The organism is Caulobacter sp. FWC26, from assembly GCF_002742645.2.
In the GTDB taxonomy this organism is placed as follows: domain Bacteria; phylum Pseudomonadota; class Alphaproteobacteria; order Caulobacterales; family Caulobacteraceae; genus Caulobacter.
The window spans coordinates 3,680,804-3,697,828 of the sequence record NZ_CP033875.1 but is presented as its reverse complement, the minus strand read 5'-3'; the positions used below and the strand labels follow the sequence as shown (position 1 = coordinate 3,697,828).

Here is a 17,025-nt window from a genome sequence, read left to right as displayed (position 1 = left end):
CGCCGGAGAGAAAAGGGGAGGGAGGAAGGGACGCGTTCAGGGGGGGAGACGCGCGCGTCCCTTCCTCTCTAGCGCGACGCCCGGTTCGGGGGAGAGGGGCGAGCGTCGCGGATGCTCCAACAAACGGCCGCTGGCCGTGTCCGCGGCGCCGGGAGGAGGGGGGCGCGTTGCGGTGCTGGAACGTTGAGGGGTATACCGCCACGCTTTCCGAATGTGTTACGTTTGTATTCCTTAATTTTCGAAGCTTCTTCGGGAAAAGCGCGATATGGCCATTTCTACTCTGGATGATACCGATCGCAGGCTGTTGAAGGTTTTGCAGGCCGATGGCCGCATCACCAACGCCGAGCTCGCCAAGCGCTGCAACCTGTCTCCGGCGGCCACCTTCGACCGCGTCCGGCGACTGCGCGAGCGCGGTTTCATCACCGGCTATGCGGCGCTGCTGGATCCGGCCAAGGTCGACCGGGCGCTGCTGATCTTCGTGGAAGTGGTGCTTGAGCGCACGACAGGCGAGACGTTCGAGGACTTCGCCGCCGCCGTCCGGCGCGCCCCCGAAATCCTGGAGTGCCACATGGTGGCGGGCGGCTTCGACTATCTGATCAAGGCCCGCGTGCGCGACATGGAGGCCTACCGCAACTTCCTGGGCGACATCCTGGTCAAGATGCCGGGGGTGCGTGAAACGCGGACTTACGCCGTGCTCGAAGAGGTCAAGAGCACGGTGCAGCTGCCGCTCTAGAGCGCGCCCTCGCTGGAGGCGGCGAACATTCGCGCCCGTGCGGGCGTGAGGTCCTGTGGAGGACAGGCGGCGGCCAGCACAATGGCGGTGATGGCCAGAACCGTGGCCACGGCGATGCCCGTCAGGTGGAGGGCTTGTTCTTTTTCCTTTGCGGTCGACATGGGGCGTCTCCGAACCAACACGCGAGAAGCTCTACTACAATCGATTGCGTGAGTGTGGTTACGGGGCGGTGAAAATCCCCGTTTCGGGGAGTCTCGCCAACCGCCGGTATGCGGCGGCGGGTGGAACGGGCGGCTCCAAGGGTGGGGGGGAGAAGCACGCCCGTTCCGTTCACGGCCGTCAGGTGGGATGGCGGACCGCGAACTCCCCCGGCCGCGCCGGGGAAGCCGGTGGACCTCAGGCGGCGGGCGCGCCGCCGCCGAGGGTCTTGTAGAGGGTGACCAGGTTGGTGGCCTGGGCCAGGCGCGTGGCGATCAGGCCTTGCTGCGCGGCGTAGAGGCTGCGCTGGGCGTCCAGCAGGGTGAGCGCGCTGTCGAGGCCCGCGTCGCGACGCTGTTGGGACAGGCGGGCGCTGTCGGCGGCGGCGGCCGTCAGGCGCTCCTGGGCGGCCAGGCGGTCGGCCACCTTGGCGCGCACGGACAGGGCGTCGGAGACCTCGCGGAAGGCGGTCTGCACCGTCTTCTCGTAGGTCGCCACGGCGATGTCGCGGTTGGCCTTGGAGATGTCCAGGTTCGCGACATTGGCCCCGCCGGCGAAGATCGGCAGGCTGATCTGCGGCGTGAAGCTCCAGACGCCCGTCCCGCTCTTGAACAGGCCGTCGAGGTCGGGGCTGGCCGAGCCCGTCGAGCCGGTCAGGCTGATACGCGGGAAGAACGCCGCCCGCGCCGCGCCGATATTGGCGTTGGCCGCGCGGAGCTGGTGTTCAGCGGCCAGCACATCAGGACGACGCACCAGAACGTCCGAGGGCAGGCCCGCGGGCAGGTCGGCCAGAACGCCGTCGGCGTCCAGGCGGCCCGTCGGCAGCAAGGCGGCGGGCAGTTCGCCGCCGACCAGCAGGGTCAGGGCGTTGCGGTCCTGGGCGACCTGGGCGGTATAGACGGCGACGTCGGAGCGCGCCGTCTCGGCCAGGGTCTCGGCGTTGCGCAGGTCCAGCAGCGAGCCCGCCCCGCCGTCGACCCGTTGGCGCACCAGGCGCAGCGAGTCTTCGCGGGTGGCCAGGGTGCTCTGCGCCAGCGCCAGGCGTTCCTGGTCGGCCGCCAGGGTGAGCCAGGCGTTGGCGGTCTCGGCGATCAGGCTGACGCGGACCGAGCGGCTGGTCTGCTCGGTGGCCAGATAGCTCTGCAGCGCCGCGTCGTTGAGGCTCCGCACCCGGCCGAACAGGTCCAGCTCATAGGCGGTGAAGCCGATGGTGGCGCTGTAGGCCTCGGTGTCGAAGGCCTGGCCGGTCTGAGAGGTCGAGGCCGGGGTGCGGCCGCGCTGCTCGGAGACCGTCCCGTTGATCCCCGGGAACAGGGCCGAGCGCTGGACGCCATACTGGGCGCGGGCCTTCTCGATGTTGAGCACCGCCACGCGCAGGTCGCGGTTCTGCTTCAGGGCCAGGTCGACCACGCCTTGCAGACGTGGATCGACCAGCACCTGGCGCCAGTCGAGGTCGGCCGCCGAGACGGGCGTCGCCGCCTCCGGCGTCGGGGTGGACCAGGTCTGGGCGACCGGCAGGGCCGGCCGCTCGTACTTGGGCGCCAGGGTGCAGGCGCCGACCGCCGTCGAGGCGACCAGGATCAGGGTGAGGTTACGCAGCATCTCAGTGAGCCTCTGCCGACGGCGCGTCGCCTTGGGCGGCGTCGTGACGGGGGTGCTTGGGTTTGAAGATCCTCTCGACCACCACGAAGAACAGCGGAACGAAGAAGATCGCGAGCAGGGTGGCCGAGATCATGCCGCCGATAACGCCGGTGCCGATCGCGTGTTGGGCGCCGGAGCCCGCCCCGTTGGAGATCGCCAGCGGCAGCACGCCGAAGACGAAGGCCAGCGAGGTCATGATGATCGGGCGCAGGCGCAGACGAACCGCCTCCAGCGTGGCCTCGATCAGCCCCATGCCCTTCTCGTAGAGGTCCTTGGCGAACTCGACGATCAGGATGGCGTTCTTGGCCGCCAGGCCCATGGTCGTCAGCAGGCCCACCTGGAAGTAGATGTCGTTGCTGAGGCCGCGGGCGAAGGTGGCCAGCAGGGCGCCGATGACGCCCAGCGGGATGACCATGATCACCGCCAGCGGGATCGACCAGCTTTCATAGAGGGCCGCCAGCAGCAGGAACACCACCAGGATCGAGATGGCGTACAGGGCGGGGGCCTGGTTGCCGGCCTCCAGTTCCTGGGCCGACAGGCCGGTCCACTCGTAGCCGACGCCCGGCGGCAGCTTGGCCGCCAGCGCCTCCATCGCCGCGATCGCGTCGCCCGAGCTCTTGCCGGGGGCGGGCGAGCCCTGGATGTTGACCGACGGCAGGCCGTTATAGCGCTCCAGGCGCGGCGAACCGTAGGTCCAGGACGCGGTGGCGAAGGCCGGGAAGGGCACCATCTGGCCGCTGTTGTTGCGGACATACCAGCGGTTCAGGTCTTCCGGCGTCATGCGGAACGGCGCGTCGGCCTGCATGTAGACCTTCTTGACCCGACCTCGATCGATGAAGTCGTTGACGTAGGCGCCGCCCCAGGCTGCGCTGAGCGCGCTGTTGATGTCGGCGGTGGTCAGGCCCAGCGCGCCGGCCTTGGCCTGGTCGACCTCGATCTTCAGCTGCGGGGTGTCGTCCTGACCGTTCGGGCGCACGCCCACCAGGTTCGGATCCTGCGAGGCCATGCCCAGCATCATGTTGCGGGCGTTCATCAGGGTCTCGTGGCCCACGCCGTTGACGTCCTGGAGCTGGAAGTCGAAGCCGGACGAGTTGCCCAGCTCCTGCACCGCCGGCGGGACGATCGGGAACACCATGGCGTCGCGGATCTGGCCGAAGGCGCCCATGGCCCTGCCGGCCACAGCCTGAGCCTTGAGGTTCGCCGACTTGCGGACGTCGAAGTCCTTCAGGCGGACGAAGGCCAGACCCGCGTTCTGACCCGCGCCGGCGAAGCTGAAGCCCGAGACGGTGAACACCGACTGCACAGCGTCCTTCTCGGCGACCAGGAAGTGGTCGCGGACCTTGTCCAGCACGGCCAGGGTCTTTTCCTCGGTCGCGCCGGCGGGCAGCTGGACGAGCGTCAGCATGGTCCCCTGGTCCTCTTCGGGCAGGAAGGCGCTGGGCAGGCGGACGAATAGCAGGCCCATGGCCACGATGATCGCGGCGTAGACGGCCATCCAGCGACCGCTCTTGCCGAGGATCTTGCGCACCGAGCCCTGGTAGCGGCCGCTCATGTCGTTGAAGCTGCGGTTGAACCAGCCGAAGAAGCCGGTCTTCTCGTCGTGGTGACCGGCCTGGACCGGCTTGAGCATGGTGGCGCAGAGCGCGGGCGTCAGGATCAGGGCGACGACCACCGACAGGGCCATGGCCGAGACGATCGTAATCGAGAACTGACGATAGATCACGCCTTGCGAGCCGCCGAAGAAGGCCATCGGCACGAACACCGCGGCCAGCACCAGCGCGATGCCGATCAGGGCGCCGGTGATTTCGTTCATCGACTTGCGCGTGGCCTCCTTGGGCGAGAGGCCCTCCTCGCTCATCACCCGCTCGACGTTCTCGACGACCACGATGGCGTCGTCGACCAGGAGGCCGATAGCCAGCACCAGGCCGAACATCGTCAGGGTGTTGATCGAGTAGCCGAAGGCCGCCAGCACGCCGAAGGTGCCCAGGAGGACGACCGGCACGGCGATGGTCGGGATCAGGGTCGCACGCCAGTTCTGCAGGAACAGGAACATGACGATGAACACCAGCACGATGGCTTCGATCAGCGTCTTGACCACTTCCTCGATCGACAGCTTCACGAACGGCGTCGAGTCGTAGGGAACGACGTACTTGTAGCTGGCCGGGAAGGTCTTTTCGAGCTGGGCCATCTTGGTCTTGACCGCAGCGGCGGTGTCCAGCGCGTTGGCGCCGGGCGCCAGCTTGATGGCGATGCCCGCGGCCGGATGGCCGTTGAATTTGGCGACCGAGAGATAGTTTTCGGCGCCTAGCTCGACGCGCGCGACGTCGGCGAGGCGGACGGTGGCGCCGCCAGGGCTGTTCTTGACGATGATCTCGCGGAACTGCTCGGGGGTCTGCAGGCGCGACTGGGCGGTGATGGTGGCGTTCAGGCCCGTGCCCGGCAGATTCGGCGTGCCGCCGATCTGGCCGGCCGAGACCTGGGCGTTCTGCGCCCGGATCGCGGCGGCGACGTCGGCCGGCGTCAGGCTGAAGCTGGCCAGCTTCTGCGGATCCAGCCAGATGCGCATGGCGTACTGCGCGCCGAACAGCTGGATGTCGCCGACGCCGTCGACGCGGCTGAGCGGATCCTGGATGTTGGACGCCAGATAGTCGGCGAGGTCGGTGTTGGTGGTCTTGGGATTTTCCGAATAGAGGCCCACCACCATCATGAAGTTCCGCGCCGACTTGGCGACGGTCAGGCCTTGCTGCTGCACTTCCTGCGGCAGCAGGGCGGTGGCGGTCTGCAGCTTGTTCTGGACCTGGACCTGGGCGATGTCGATGTCGGTCCCGGCCTTGAAGGTCAGGGTGACGGTGGCCGAGCCCGAGCTGTCACTGCTCGACGACATGTAGTCCAGGCCGTCCAGGCCCTTCATCTTCTGTTCGATGACCTGGGTGACGCTGTCCTCGACGGTCTTGGCCGAGGCGCCGGGATAGTTGGCCGAGATCGACACCTGCGGCAGGGCGATCTCGGGATATTGCGCGATCGGCAGGGTCCGGATGGCGAGCGCCCCGGCCAACATGATCACGATGGCGATGACCCACGCGAAGATGGGCCGGTCGATGAAGAAACGCGAGAGCATGGCGGACGGGCCTTAGCGCTGAGCTTGAGCGGCGGGGGCCGCGCCGGCGGGGACGGCCTTGATCGGCGCGCCCGGACGGACCTTCATCAGGCCCTCGACGATGACCTTGTCGCCGACGTTGAGGCCGCTGGTGACCAGCCACTTGTCGCCGATCGTCTGGCCCAAGGTGATCGGACGCGGCTCGGGACCCTTGGCGCCGACCAGCATCACCGTCGCCCCGCCCTTGGGGTCGCGATTGACCGCGGTCTGCGGGATCAGCACGCCGCTGGGGGCGACGCCCTGGCCCAGGGTCGCGCGGACATACATGCCGGGCAGCAAAGCGCCGTTGGGGTTGGGGAACACCGCCCGCAGCGTCACCGAACCGGTGCCGGCGTCGACGGTGACGTCCGAGAACTCCAGCCTGCCGGGAATGGGATAGGTCGAACCGTCCTCGAGCTTCAGGGTCACCTGGGCCGAGTTGGTCTTGCCCAGCTTGCCGCTGGCGAACTGCTGCTTGAGCTTCAGAAGCTCGGCCGAGGTCTGGGTCAGGTCGACATAGACCTTGGACAGGTCCTGCACCGTGGCCAGGGGAGCGGCCTGGCTGGCGGTGACCAGGGCGCCGGGGGTCACGCTGCTCTTGCCGATGCGGCCCGAGATCGGCGCGGCCACGCGCGTGTAGTTCAGATTGATCCGGGCGGTGTCCAGCGCAGCCTTCTGCACGCCGACGGCGGCGGCGGTCTGCAGGGCGGCGGCCTGGGCGTCGTCATTGTCCTGCTTGGAGACCGCGCCGGTCTCGACCAGGGCCTTGTAGCGATCGGCCTTCAGCTTGGCGGCGGTCGCCTGGGCCTGGGCCTGGGCGAGGGCGGCGGCGGCGCTGTTATAGGCGGCCTGATAGGTCGCGGGGTCGATCTGGTACAGCGACTGGCCGGCCCGGACGACCGAGCCTTCTTCGAACAGCCGCGCCTTGATCACGCCGCTGACCTGAGGCCGCACTTCCGAGACCAGATAGGCCGAGGTGCGGCCGGCCAGCTCCGTCGTCAGGCCGACGGGCTGCGACTGGACGACGATGTAGCCGACCTCGGTCGGACCGCCCATGCCCATGCCGCCGCCTCCGCCGGGCTTCTGGCCGCAGGCGGTGAGGGTGAGCGCAATGGCGGCGAGTCCCACGGTCGTCGCCGCGACCGAGCGTTGGAAGTGCATGTTTGACCCCGGGAGGCGAGGCCACGTGGGCTATTACCCTTGACGCGGCTCGTATGATGAACGATTTGAGAATGAACGTTCATTCTCAAGCGGGCTGGACATAGGAGCTGGAGTGTCGCAAGTCAACACCCGGAGCCGGCAGTTTGGCCTGACCTAACGGAAATATAATGCCGACCTGGACTTTCGATGTCTGACGAACCGCAATCGGGCCGCCCGTCGCCGGAAATACGCCGCCAGCAGATCCTGGACGCGGCGTGCGAGCGCGTGCGCCAGTCGGGCTTCCACGGCGCCAGCATGGCCGACATCGCCAAGGCCGCCGGCCTCAGCGTCGGGCAGATCTATCGCTACTTCGAGAACAAGGAGGCGATCATCGCCGCCATCGTCGCCCAGGACCTGGCCGAGATGCGCGACAAGTTCGCCGAGATGGAAAGCCAGCCGATGGGGCTGCTCGACGCCATCGGGGACCACCTGCCCGAGGGTGTCGACAAATGTATGGACACAGGGCGCGCCGCCCTGGCCCTGGAGGTGGTGGCCGAAGCCGCTCGTAACCCCAAGGTCGCTTCGATCGTGCGCGCCGCCGACGAGCAGGAACGCGCTTTCGCCCGCAAGATGATGGAGCGTTATCGCAAACCGGACTGGAGCGAAGCTGAGTTTCGGGCGCGCTGCGAGGTGGTCGGGCTATTGTTCGACGGCCTCCTGGTGCGCGGCGTCAGTCACCCCGACCTCGACCGCGCCGCCCTGACGGACGTGCTGCGATCCACCGTGCGGCATCTGCTGAGCTAGGCGCTGGTCGGCGTCTTGAGGCCGCAGCGGAGCAACGCGGCCCATACCGCCTCGGCGTCGTCGGCGAAATGGATCAGCTCAAGGTCGGCCGCAGCGATCATGCCGTGCTCGACCAGGGCTTCGAAGTTGATGATCGACCGCCAGTAGGCCTCGTCGAACAGCACGATCGGGATCGGCGGCGCCTTGTCGGTCTGGCGCAGGGTCAGGATCTCGAACAGCTCGTCAAAGGTGCCGAAGCCGCCGGGGAACACCACCAGCGCATTGGCCCGCATGGCCAGATGCATCTTCCGCATCGCGAAATAGTGGAAGCGGAAGGTCAGGTCGGGCGTGCAGTACGGGTTGGGAACCTGCTCGTGGGGCAGGGTGATGTTGAAGCCGATCGACGGCGCGCCGACCTCGAAGGCCCCGCGGTTGGCGGCCTCCATCAGGCCCGGCCCGCCGCCGGTGGCGATGACATTGTCGCGGACCTTGTCGCCGTTCTGATGCTTGGCCCCGCCGCGCTCGGAGACGATGCGGCCCAGCCGCCGGGCCTCGGCGTACCAGCGGGCGCGTTCCGGCGGGCCGTCCTCGCGCACCCTCGCGCTGCCGAACACCACGATGGTCGAGCGTACGCCCCAGCGGCGCAGCGCCTCGTCGGCCTTGGCGAACTCCAGCAGGAACCGTACGCCGCGCATCGACTCGCCCAGCAGGAAGTCCTGGTCCAGCGCCGCCAGCCGATAGGACGGCGAGGCCAGCTGAGCGGTGTTGTCGGGGATGGCGGGAGGCGGGAGAACTTCGGTCACGACGGTTGCTCACAGTGGCGTCGGGGCGCAGACTATTCGTCTGACGCCGCGTGGACTTGACCTAGATCAGGGTGGCGGGGGCCGGCGCAAGCCTTGGTGCGAGCGTTCAGCGACAAGGATGGCTTCCCGATGACCACGACCCTGACCTTCCACGGCGCGGCGGGCTGCGTCACCGGCTTCTGCGCCCGACTGGTCACGCCGCACGCCACGGTGCTGATCGACTGCGGCATGTTTCAGGGCTCCAAGACCCTCAAGGCGCTGAACTACAACCCCTTCCCGTTCGACGCGGGGCAGGTGGACGCCGTGCTGCTGACCCACGCCCATATCGACCATTCGGGCCTGTTGCCCAAGCTGATGCTGGCCGGGTTCGAGGGGCCGATCCACGCCACCGCCGCCACGCGCGACCTCTGCGCGGTCATGCTGGTCGACGCCGGCGGGATCCAGGAGAACGAGGTCGAGAGCCTCAATCGCCGCAACCTGCGGCGCGGCCTGCCGCCGGTCGAGCCGATCTACACCGAGCGCGACGGCGAGCGGGTGGCCAAGCAGTTTCGCAAGGTCAAGCTGGGCGAGCCGGTCCGTATCGCGCAGGACATCGTCGCCACTTGGTGGCCGGCCGGGCATATGCTGGGCGCGGCCTCGATCTCGGTCGATGTCGGTCCGGAGGGGAAGGCCAAGCGCATCCTGTTCTCGGGCGATCTTGGCCCCGGCGGCAGTCCGTTCCTCGACGATCCCGACGCCCCCGTCGGCGTCGATCATCTCGTCATCGAGTCGACCTATGGCGACCGCGACCGGGTGGGCGTCGACAGCGCCGCGCGCAAGCAGCAGTTGGCCGAGGAGGTCCGCGCCGCCCACGCCGCCGGCGGTCCGCTGCTGATCCCGGCCTTCGCGGTTGAGCGCAGCCAGGAACTGCTGGTCGACCTCTTAGACCTGATGGACCAGGGTGAGGTTCCACGAGGCGACATCTTCCTGGACTCGCCCCTGGCCATCGAGGCCACCAAGGTCTTCCAGGCCCGGGGCTGGAACCCGCGCACGGAGACCAATCCGTTCGAGGCGCTGCGGCCCTCCCACCATCTGCGGTTTCTCGACTCGCCCGCCGAGAGCGATGGCCTGGACCGCCTGAAGGGCTGGCACGTCATCCTCGCCGCCAGCGGCATGTGCGACGCGGGGCGGGTGCGCAAGCACCTGCAGCGCCTTCTTTGGCGACGCGAGGCGACGGTGCTGCTGTGCGGCTATCAGGCCACCGGCACGCTGGGTCGCCTGCTGGCCGATGGCCGCAACCGAGTGACGATCCGCGGCGACGAGATCAGCGTCCGCGCCCGTATCCGTCAACTCGACGCCTATTCCGGCCACGCCGACGCGGCGGGGCTGGTGGCCTGGGCCAAGGACCGGCTGCCGGTGACGGGCTCGGTGTTCATCGCCCACGGCGAACCCGATGCGGCCGAGGGGCTGCGCCGCCGTCTCATCGACGCGGATTTCGCGGCGGAGCGTCTGGTGATCCCGGCGCTGGACGAGGGCTTCGCGCTCGACGGCGTAGGCGCGGCGCGACCGATCGGCGACGGACCGCCGCGCCTGCCGGCCGGCGCCCCGGGCAAGCTGGACTGGCACAATCAGCGCGCCGCCTTCCAGCTGGCCCTGGGCCAGGCCCTGGCCGCCGCGCCCGACGACCGCGCGCGCGAGGCCCTGCTGCGGGCCCTCACGGCGACGCTGGAGGGGCGAAGCTAGGGCAGCAGGTTTCGCCGCAGCTCGGGCGCGACATCCGCCAGCGCCTTGGCGACCATGGCCGAGAACAGCGCCGCGCCTTCGGGCCCAAGGTGGGTGTAGTCGAACACCGGCTTGAAGCTGGCCATCGCGCCGGGCGGGGGCGGCGGCGCGGCCGGCGGGCGGGGCGTAGCGACCGCGCCCGGCAGGACCGGCTCGTAGAACATCGCGCCCGTGGTCGTCCCTGACGCGGCCGAGGCCACGACCGCAGCGGGAGGCGGGATCTCGGCAAGCCGCATCGCCGCTACGGGCCCCAGCGCCTGGACGGCGTCGCGGCTCAGCGCATGCAGGTCCACTAGCGGGGTGTTGGTCTCGGCGGCGAGCTTGCGGATCGCCTCGGCCCACGGGGCGAGGTCATCGAACACCTGGCCGTCCTTGAACTGTCGGCGGATCAGCGGCGTGACCAGCACCGGCTTGGCGCCCGCCGCACGGGCCTCCTCGACGAAGCGCCGCATGTTGACGGGGAACTCGGTGGCCAGGTCCGTCGAGCGTTCGGGGCGGCCCGGCTGGTCGTTGTGACCCAGCTGGATCAGCACGAAGGTCTCGTCGAACCCGCCCGCGCTGATTTCCTTGAGCGCGAGGGCCCAGGAGCCTTCCTCGCGATAGGTGCGGCTGGACCGGCCGCCGCGTCCCAGGTTCACGCAGGCGAGGTTCGAGGTCACGTGCGTGGCGCAGAACGCCCCGCCCCAGCCGCTGTTCACCGCCACGGTGGAGTCGCCGACGAGCACGATCTTGGACGCCTTGAAGATCGGTTCCTGGGCGTGGGCCGTGAGGGGCAGGCCGAGGAGGGCGGCGGCGATGAGGAGAGGCTTCAGCATCTCAATCTTCCGAGTTTCCACCAAATGTTGTCATCCCGGCCGAAGCGCAGCGAAGAGCCGGGACCCAGGGAGTGACAAAACGCCGTGCGCGCCGCCCCTGGGTCCCGGATAGCCTCTGCGAGGCTTCCGGGATGACAAGGGTTTTCGGATGTTTGGCCTAGTCCAACGCCCGATACTTGAACCCCCGGAACCGCGCCGAGCCCTTGCCCGCCGCGTAGAGTCCCGGCTTCAGCATCAGGAAGCCGCCGCGCACATTGTGGTGGTAGCCGCTGACTTCCATGCCGCGATCAAAGCGCTTCCAGGTCTTGCCGCTGTCGCCGCTGGTGTGGAAGCTGACGATGTGCCGGTTGTTGCGCAGCCGCATCAGCATCTTGGCGCCATGCGGATTGGCGGGACGGCCGCGCTCGATGCCGTACTGGTGGGTGACGAAGGTCTTCGCGTCGAAGCCGAGGCCGCAATAGAGCTGGCGATCGTAGAACAGGATCAGGCCCGCGCGGGTCTCAGGCTCGATCTCGATCTCGCATTCGATCTCGTAGGCCTGATCGCCGTTGACGAAGATCAGCGGGGAGCCCGTGGACGGCGCTTCGCCCGCGCCCTTCAGGATCAGGGCGCCGCCTTCGCGCTTGATGCGATCCTGCTCGCCCGGCTTGGGGTCGAAGAAGTTCCACTGCACGCCGTATTTGTCGGTCGAGAAGTCGTCCGACAGCGCCATGCCGTGCGGGCCGGGCTTGCCGCCCTTGGGCTTCTTGATGGGCTGAGAGAGATCGCCGCCGCCGATGTCGAACCAGCCGTCGGCGGTCCAGGTCACCGGGGCCAGCAGGGTCTGGCGGCCCAGGGTGTAATAGCCGTTCTCGTAGCCGTGATAGACGGCCCACCAGTCGCCGGGCGTCGGGCCCTCGACCAGGGTGGCGTGGCCGCGCGACCACCACGTCTCGGCGTTGTCGGTGGTGCGCACCAGCGGGTTGCGTGGATGGTTCTCCCACGGGCCGGCCAACGACTTGGCGCGGGCGGCGATGACCATGTGGCCGGTGGGCGGACCGGCCGTGCCGCCCACGGCGGTGATCATGTAGAAATAATCGCCCCGCCGCATGACCTTGGGGCCCTCGGGCGAAAAGCCCTCGACATCCCAATCGTCGGGATAGCGCCAGGGGTCATAGACGTGCTCGGGCTGGCCCACCGTCGAAAGGCCGTCCGGCGACAGCTTGATGCGGTCGCCGCCCGACAGGAACAGCCAGCGCTCGCCCTTCTCGTCGACGATGTGGCCGGGGTCGATATAGCGCGGCAGCTTCAGGTCGATCGGCTCGGACCACGGCCCTTCGATCCTGTCGGCCCAGATCACGTAGCTGGTGTTGTTCCCCGGAAACTTGGCCGGCAGGTAGATGTAGTAGCGGCCCTTGTGCTTGCAGAGTTCGGGGGCCCAGATCGAGCCGACATTGGTCTTCAGCGTCGGGGCGACCGGCGTCCAGTTCACGAGGTCGCGGCTGTGCCAGATCAGCAGGCCCGGATAGGCGTCGAACGAGCTGTGGGTCATGTAGTAGTCGGCGCCGTCCTTCAGGATGGACGGGTCGGGACGGTCGCCGGTCAGGATTGGATTGAGAAAGGTCCCGTCGCCCAGGTCGGCCTTGCGCTGGCCTTCGATGCCCTTTGCCCAGGTCGGGCCCGTGGTCGGCTTGGCGGGGAGGAGGCCCATCTGCATCGCCTGGCCGGACGCGGGCAGGGCGGTCAGGCCGGCGCCGGCCAGCAGCGAGCCCAGCGTGCGGCGGTTGATCTCGACCATGGTGTTCCTCCCGAACACGGACTTGTCTTGTTGGCGGCAGGCTAGCGGCTCTCGCGTCTTTGTCCACCGGTGTCATTTCGGCGCGACGCAAAAGAAAACGCCCGAAGGCGGAGCCTCCGGGCGTTGTGGATCTCTAGATCCTCCCCCGCTAAGGGGAGGATTGCCGGCCTACCCCTCCATGGCCTCCAGTTCCTTGCCACGGGTCTCGTGGATCAGCTTCTGGACCAGGAAGTACGAGATCACCGCGCTGACGGCATAGAACCCGTAGGTGGCCGCCAGACTGACCTTGGCCATGGCCGGGAAGCTGAACGAGATGGCGAAGTTGGCCATCCACTGGGCGAAGCCGGCGACGGCCAGGGCCGAGCCGCGCATCTGGTTGGGGAACATCTCGCCCAGCATCACCCACATGACCGGACCCCAGGAGAGGTTGAAGAAGATCACGTAGAGGTTGGCGGAGATCAGCGCGATCGGGCCGACGTTGCCGGCCAGGTGGAGGGCGCCGTCGACCGTGGTGGCGGTCGAGAAGCACCAGGTCAGGACGCCCAGGGTTGCGGCCATGCCGGCCGAGCCGATCAGCAGCAGCGGCTTGCGGCCGATGCGGTCGATCAGGGCGATGGCGGCCAGGCAGGCCACGATCGACAGCGCGCCCGACAGGATGTTGATCTTCAGGCTGTCGTCCTCGGTGAAGCCCACCGACTGCCACAGCACCGAGCCGTAGTAGAAGACGATGTTGATGCCGACCAGTTGCTGGAAGACGGCCAGCACGAGTCCGGCCCACAGGATCGGGCGGATCTTCTTGCTGACGGGATCCAGCAGGTCCGAGAACTTCGGCTTGTGGTCGGCGCTCAGCGAGGCGCGAATCTCGGCGACCTTGGCCGCGCCGGCGCCCGCGCCGAACAGGCGCGAAAGGATGGCCTCGGCCTTGGCCTCCTGGCCCTTGGCGACCAGGTAGCGCGGGCTCTCCGGAATGCCCAGCAGGCACAGGAAGAAGACGCCAGCCGGGATGACTTGCATCCAGAACATCCAGCGCCAGGCCGGCAGGCCAAGCCAGAACTCGGCGGTCGAACTGCCGGCGCTATGGGCCAGGGCGTAGTTGGCCACGAAGGCGCCGGTCAGGCCGGTGATGATCATGATCTGCTGCACGGACGACAGGCGGCCGCGGATGTTCGCGGGCGTGACTTCCGAGATGTAGACCGGGCACAGCACGCTGGCCGCGCCGACGCCCAGGCCGCCGACCAGGCGGAAGATCACGAAGATGGTCGACGTGTGCGCCGCTCCGGTGCCCAGGGCGCTGATGATGAACAGCACGGCCGAGATGATCATCACGGTGCGGCGGCCCCAGACGTCGGCCAGGCGGCCGGCGGCGAAGGCGCCGATGGCGCAGCCGATCAGGATCGCGGCCACGTTCAGGCCAGTGCCGAACTCGGTGAGGTTGAAGGCGCTGTTCAGGCCCTCTTGCGTGCCGTTGATGACGCCGCTGTCGTAGCCGAACATGAAGCCGCCGATCGTGGCGACGGCGACGATCGCGGCGACGAAGGCCATATTGACCTTCCCCCCGTCGGCGCTCATGCCGGCGCTGGGCCCGGCGTTGGATACTGAAGCCACAGGTTTCCTCCCCATGGGGCCGGACCGGCCCGTTGATGCCCTACTGGTCCTTGTCAGACCTCTGGTTGCCGGCGACCTTAGTGTTACCGGTATCAGCGCGCAAGCGGTGGTTCTGACGACCACATCGACGGTGCGCGGGACTCACCCCTGCGAGGCTATCGATAGCAGACCGCCGCCGCCTTCCGCGACGGAAGAGTGTCGACCCGCACGCCCGCGCCTGTGGCGGGAATGTCACCCCCGCCCCGCGACCCGCAACATTGCCGAAAAGCAATTTGTCCCGGCGCGTCGGAGGGTCTTTACGGCTGGGGGTCGAGACCGCGCGGACGTCCGCAGCGTAAGGCTCGACGCTTGTAGTTGAGGTCTCCCTTGCGACTGAAGTTCGCTCTCCTCGCCGCCGCCGCGGTGATCGTTCCGCCGACCCTGGGTCTGGCCCAGACGGCTCCCACGCAAGCCGCGCCGGCTCAGGCCGCGCCCGCCCAATCCGCGCCGGCCCAATCCGCGCCGGCCAAGCCCCAGGAAGCGCCGACCGCCGTCGAAGGCGTGGTGATCCGCAGCGACTCCACGGCCATGCGCACCGACATCGACCGCCGCAGCTACAGCGTCGCCAATGACCTGAGCGCCAAGACCGGCTCGATCAGCGACGCGCTGCGCAACATTCCGTCTGTCGAGGTCGACGTGCAGGGCAATGTCAGCCTGCGCGGCGACTCCAACGTGACCATCCTGATCGACGGCAAGCCGTCTGGCATGTTCAACGGCGACAACCGCGCCGACGCGCTGCAGTCGCTGCCGGCCGACCAGATCGACCGCGTCGAGGTGATGACCAATCCGTCGGCCGCCTATCGCCCCGACGGCTCGGCCGGCGTCATCAACCTGATCACCAAGAAGACCCAGAAGGCCGGCGTGAACGGAACGGTGCGCGCCAATGTCGGTCCCGACGGCCGCTACAACGGCGGCATCAGCGCCACGCGCCGCGAGGGCAAGGTCACGCTGTCGGGCGACGCCAGCTATCGCTACGACCGCCAGGAAGTGACGATGGTGGTCGACCGCCAGTCGCTCAGCACGACCGGCGCCGTCACCCTGGACGCCGACCAGACGGCCGAGGTGCTGAACAAGGGCGGGGCGCTGTCGCTGCGTACAGGGATCGACTACGACCTCGACAAGAAGACCCGCCTCTCGGCCGAGGTGCGTTATCGCGGCATGGACTACGACGGCGACGGCCGCGAGACCTATCTGTCGCGCAACGGCGCCGGGGTCACCCAGCAGGCCTATCTGCGTAACAGCACCGGCGTGATGATCCGCGACAACTCCGCCGTCGCCGGCGACTACCGTCGTCAGTTCACCGGCGCGGGCCACGAGCTGACCTCGCACGCCGAGTACGAAATCACCCGTTTCAAGCGCGGCGGCTCGGCCTTCGCCGACTACACCGTGGGCGCGCCCGATCTCTATGAGGGCTACAGCTTCGGTTCCGAGCAGAAGCGCGCCAACTGGAAGCTCGACTACACCAAGCCGCTGGCCGAGCAGGCCAAGCTGAAGACCGGCCTGGATTTCGAAGCCGCCGACAACGACTACAACAACTACGGCGCGCGGGGCGCGACGCTGAACGGGCAGACCGTCGATCCGACCCGCACCAACCGCTTCGTCTATGACCAGGACGTGTTCGCGGGCTACGTCACCTATGAGCGTCCGTTTGGCGACCTGACCGTCCAGGCCGGCCTGCGCGCCGAGCAGGTCAACATCCGCACCGACCAGATCACCTCGGGCCAGAAGGGCGAGAACGACTATTTCCGCCTCTATCCGACCCTGCACGCCGGTTATCGCCTGGACGACGCCAACAGCCTGAGCGCCAGCTTCAGCCGCCGCGTGGCGCGCCCGGGTCCGCAGGACCTGAACCCGTATCCGATCTACCAGGACCCCTATAACTTCCGGGCGGGCAACCCGAACCTGAAGCCGCAGATTACCGACTCGTTCGAGCTGGGCTGGCAGTACCGCAAGGGCCCGATGACCTATCTGGCCACCGCCTTCTATCGCGACACCCGCGATGGCGTGACCGACCTGGTCAAGGACCTGGGCGGCGGCGTGTTCCTGACCACCCGCGAAAACCTGGCCAAGAGCCGTAACGGCGGGCTGGAGTTCGTCGTGGTCGGCCGGCTGACGCCCAAGCTGACCTACAACATCAGCGGCCAGGCGTTCTGGAACGAGATCGACGCGGCCAGCCTCGGCTTCACCGGCAAGCGCTCGGACACCAGCCTGTCGGGCCGGGCCAACATCAACTACCAGGCCACCCCGAAGGACTTCTTCCAGATCAACGCTTTCACCTCGGGTCGGCGGATCACGCCGCAGGGCTATCGCGAGCCGTTCGAGATGATCAATCTGGGCTATCGCCGCAAGGTCAACGACAAGCTGAACTTCGTGGTGACGGTCAATGACGTGGTCGACAGCTTCAAGATCGCCGGTGTGACCAACGCCGCGCGCCTGCGCGACCGGAACGAGACCAAGGTCAATGTCCGCACCGCGTTCATCGGCTTCAGCTACGCCTTCGGCGGCGGCAAGCCCCGTCCCGAGCAGTTCGACTTCAGCACGGGTGGTCCGAACTAGGGGGCGTTCCCCCTGGAGCCTGTCCGGTTTAGATGGAA

General features: G+C 68.1%; 12 protein-coding genes and 1 pseudogene. 5 read left to right on the top strand and 8 right to left on the bottom strand.

The features are described from left to right. Positions 1–265: 265 nt before the first annotated feature. Positions 266–733, top strand: coding sequence for an Lrp/AsnC ligand binding domain-containing protein (locus tag CSW63_RS19145; RefSeq protein WP_062093400.1), 468 nt, complete (start codon positions 266–268; stop codon positions 731–733). Here CSW63_RS19145 and CSW63_RS23455 read toward each other — a convergent pair. The 4 genes from CSW63_RS23455 to CSW63_RS19130 form a co-directional block, all read right to left on the bottom strand. Next, positions 730–894, bottom strand: a complete 165-nt coding sequence (locus CSW63_RS23455; protein WP_168193690.1) for a hypothetical protein — start codon at positions 892–894, stop codon at positions 730–732. The two genes, CSW63_RS19145 and CSW63_RS23455, sit on opposite strands and share 4 nt — an antisense overlap. Positions 895–1,129: 235 nt before the next feature. Continuing rightward, the gene (locus CSW63_RS19140) at positions 1,130–2,533 is read right to left on the bottom strand and encodes an efflux transporter outer membrane subunit (RefSeq protein WP_062093401.1); all 1,404 of its coding nucleotides are present in this window, start codon (positions 2,531–2,533) and stop codon (positions 1,130–1,132) included. A gap of 1 nt (position 2,534) precedes the next feature. Beyond that, the gene (locus CSW63_RS19135) at positions 2,535–5,690 is read right to left on the bottom strand and encodes an efflux RND transporter permease subunit (RefSeq protein WP_099503077.1); all 3,156 of its coding nucleotides are present in this window, start codon (positions 5,688–5,690) and stop codon (positions 2,535–2,537) included. A gap of 12 nt (positions 5,691–5,702) precedes the next feature. Then, entirely contained in the window at positions 5,703–6,869 is a 1,167-nt protein-coding gene (locus CSW63_RS19130) for an efflux RND transporter periplasmic adaptor subunit (RefSeq protein WP_062093403.1), read from the bottom strand. Positions 6,870–7,055: 186 nt separating this feature from the next. On the opposite strand from CSW63_RS19130, the gene CSW63_RS19125 reads away from it, so the two are divergent. Continuing rightward, a complete protein-coding gene (locus CSW63_RS19125) occupies positions 7,056–7,652 on the top strand; it encodes a TetR/AcrR family transcriptional regulator (RefSeq protein ID WP_062093404.1) in 597 nt (198 codons plus the stop codon). Here CSW63_RS19125 and CSW63_RS19120 read toward each other — a convergent pair. Next, positions 7,649–8,407 (bottom strand): TIGR00730 family Rossman fold protein, encoded by a 759-nt coding sequence (locus CSW63_RS19120; protein ID WP_099503954.1) that lies wholly within the window; start codon positions 8,405–8,407, stop codon positions 7,649–7,651. The genes CSW63_RS19125 and CSW63_RS19120 overlap by 4 nt on opposite strands. Positions 8,408–8,563: 156 nt before the next feature. Here CSW63_RS19120 and CSW63_RS19115 point away from each other — a divergent pair, with 156 nt between their 5' ends. Further along, positions 8,564–10,156 (top strand): MBL fold metallo-hydrolase, encoded by a 1,593-nt coding sequence (locus CSW63_RS19115; RefSeq protein ID WP_062093406.1) that lies wholly within the window; start codon positions 8,564–8,566, stop codon positions 10,154–10,156. On the opposite strand, the gene CSW63_RS19110 is transcribed toward CSW63_RS19115, so the two are convergent. Continuing rightward, positions 10,153–11,010 carry a rhamnogalacturonan acetylesterase gene (locus CSW63_RS19110; RefSeq protein WP_099503079.1) on the bottom strand — a complete coding sequence of 286 codons (858 nt, stop codon included), beginning with the start codon at positions 11,008–11,010 and terminating at the stop codon, positions 10,153–10,155. The genes CSW63_RS19115 and CSW63_RS19110 overlap by 4 nt on opposite strands. Here CSW63_RS19110 and CSW63_RS23895 point away from each other — a divergent pair. Beyond that, positions 11,009–11,119: pseudogene (locus CSW63_RS23895) on the top strand (hypothetical protein); the annotation flags it as partial. The gene CSW63_RS19110 and the pseudogene CSW63_RS23895 overlap by 2 nt on opposite strands. Before the next feature lie 48 nt (positions 11,120–11,167). On the opposite strand, the gene CSW63_RS19105 reads toward CSW63_RS23895, so the two are convergent. Both CSW63_RS19105 and CSW63_RS19100 read right to left on the bottom strand, forming a co-directional pair. Then, positions 11,168–12,787 carry a family 43 glycosylhydrolase gene (locus CSW63_RS19105; RefSeq protein WP_062097344.1) on the bottom strand — a complete coding sequence of 540 codons (1,620 nt, stop codon included), beginning with the start codon at positions 12,785–12,787 and terminating at the stop codon, positions 11,168–11,170. 168 nt (positions 12,788–12,955) lie between these two features. Continuing rightward, positions 12,956–14,392, bottom strand: a complete 1,437-nt coding sequence (locus CSW63_RS19100) for a sugar porter family MFS transporter (protein WP_062097342.1) — start codon at positions 14,390–14,392, stop codon at positions 12,956–12,958. A 366-nt stretch (positions 14,393–14,758) separates the two neighbouring features. Between CSW63_RS19100 and CSW63_RS19095 the strand changes: the two genes are divergently transcribed. Continuing rightward, positions 14,759–16,987 (top strand): TonB-dependent receptor domain-containing protein, encoded by a 2,229-nt coding sequence (locus CSW63_RS19095; RefSeq protein WP_062097340.1) that lies wholly within the window; start codon positions 14,759–14,761, stop codon positions 16,985–16,987. Positions 16,988–17,025: the final 38 nt, after the last annotated feature.

Bases quoted from the DNA above. Each gene is read 5' to 3' on its own strand.
- CSW63_RS19145 (WP_062093400.1), top strand. From the start codon at position 266: ATGGCCATTTCTACTCTGGATGATACCGATCGCAGGCTGTTGAAGGTT.
- CSW63_RS23455 (WP_168193690.1), bottom strand. From the start codon at position 894: ATGTCGACCGCAAAGGAAAAAGAACAAGCCCTCCACCTGACGGGCATC.
- CSW63_RS19140 (WP_062093401.1), bottom strand. From the start codon at position 2,533: ATGCTGCGTAACCTCACCCTGATCCTGGTCGCCTCGACGGCGGTCGGC.
- CSW63_RS19135 (WP_099503077.1), bottom strand. From the start codon at position 5,690: ATGCTCTCGCGTTTCTTCATCGACCGGCCCATCTTCGCGTGGGTCATC.
- CSW63_RS19130 (WP_062093403.1), bottom strand. From the start codon at position 6,869: ATGCACTTCCAACGCTCGGTCGCGGCGACGACCGTGGGACTCGCCGCC.
- CSW63_RS19125 (WP_062093404.1), top strand. From the start codon at position 7,056: ATGTCTGACGAACCGCAATCGGGCCGCCCGTCGCCGGAAATACGCCGC.
- CSW63_RS19115 (WP_062093406.1), top strand. From the start codon at position 8,564: ATGACCACGACCCTGACCTTCCACGGCGCGGCGGGCTGCGTCACCGGC.
- CSW63_RS19110 (WP_099503079.1), bottom strand. From the start codon at position 11,010: ATGCTGAAGCCTCTCCTCATCGCCGCCGCCCTCCTCGGCCTGCCCCTC.
- CSW63_RS19105 (WP_062097344.1), bottom strand. From the start codon at position 12,787: ATGGTCGAGATCAACCGCCGCACGCTGGGCTCGCTGCTGGCCGGCGCC.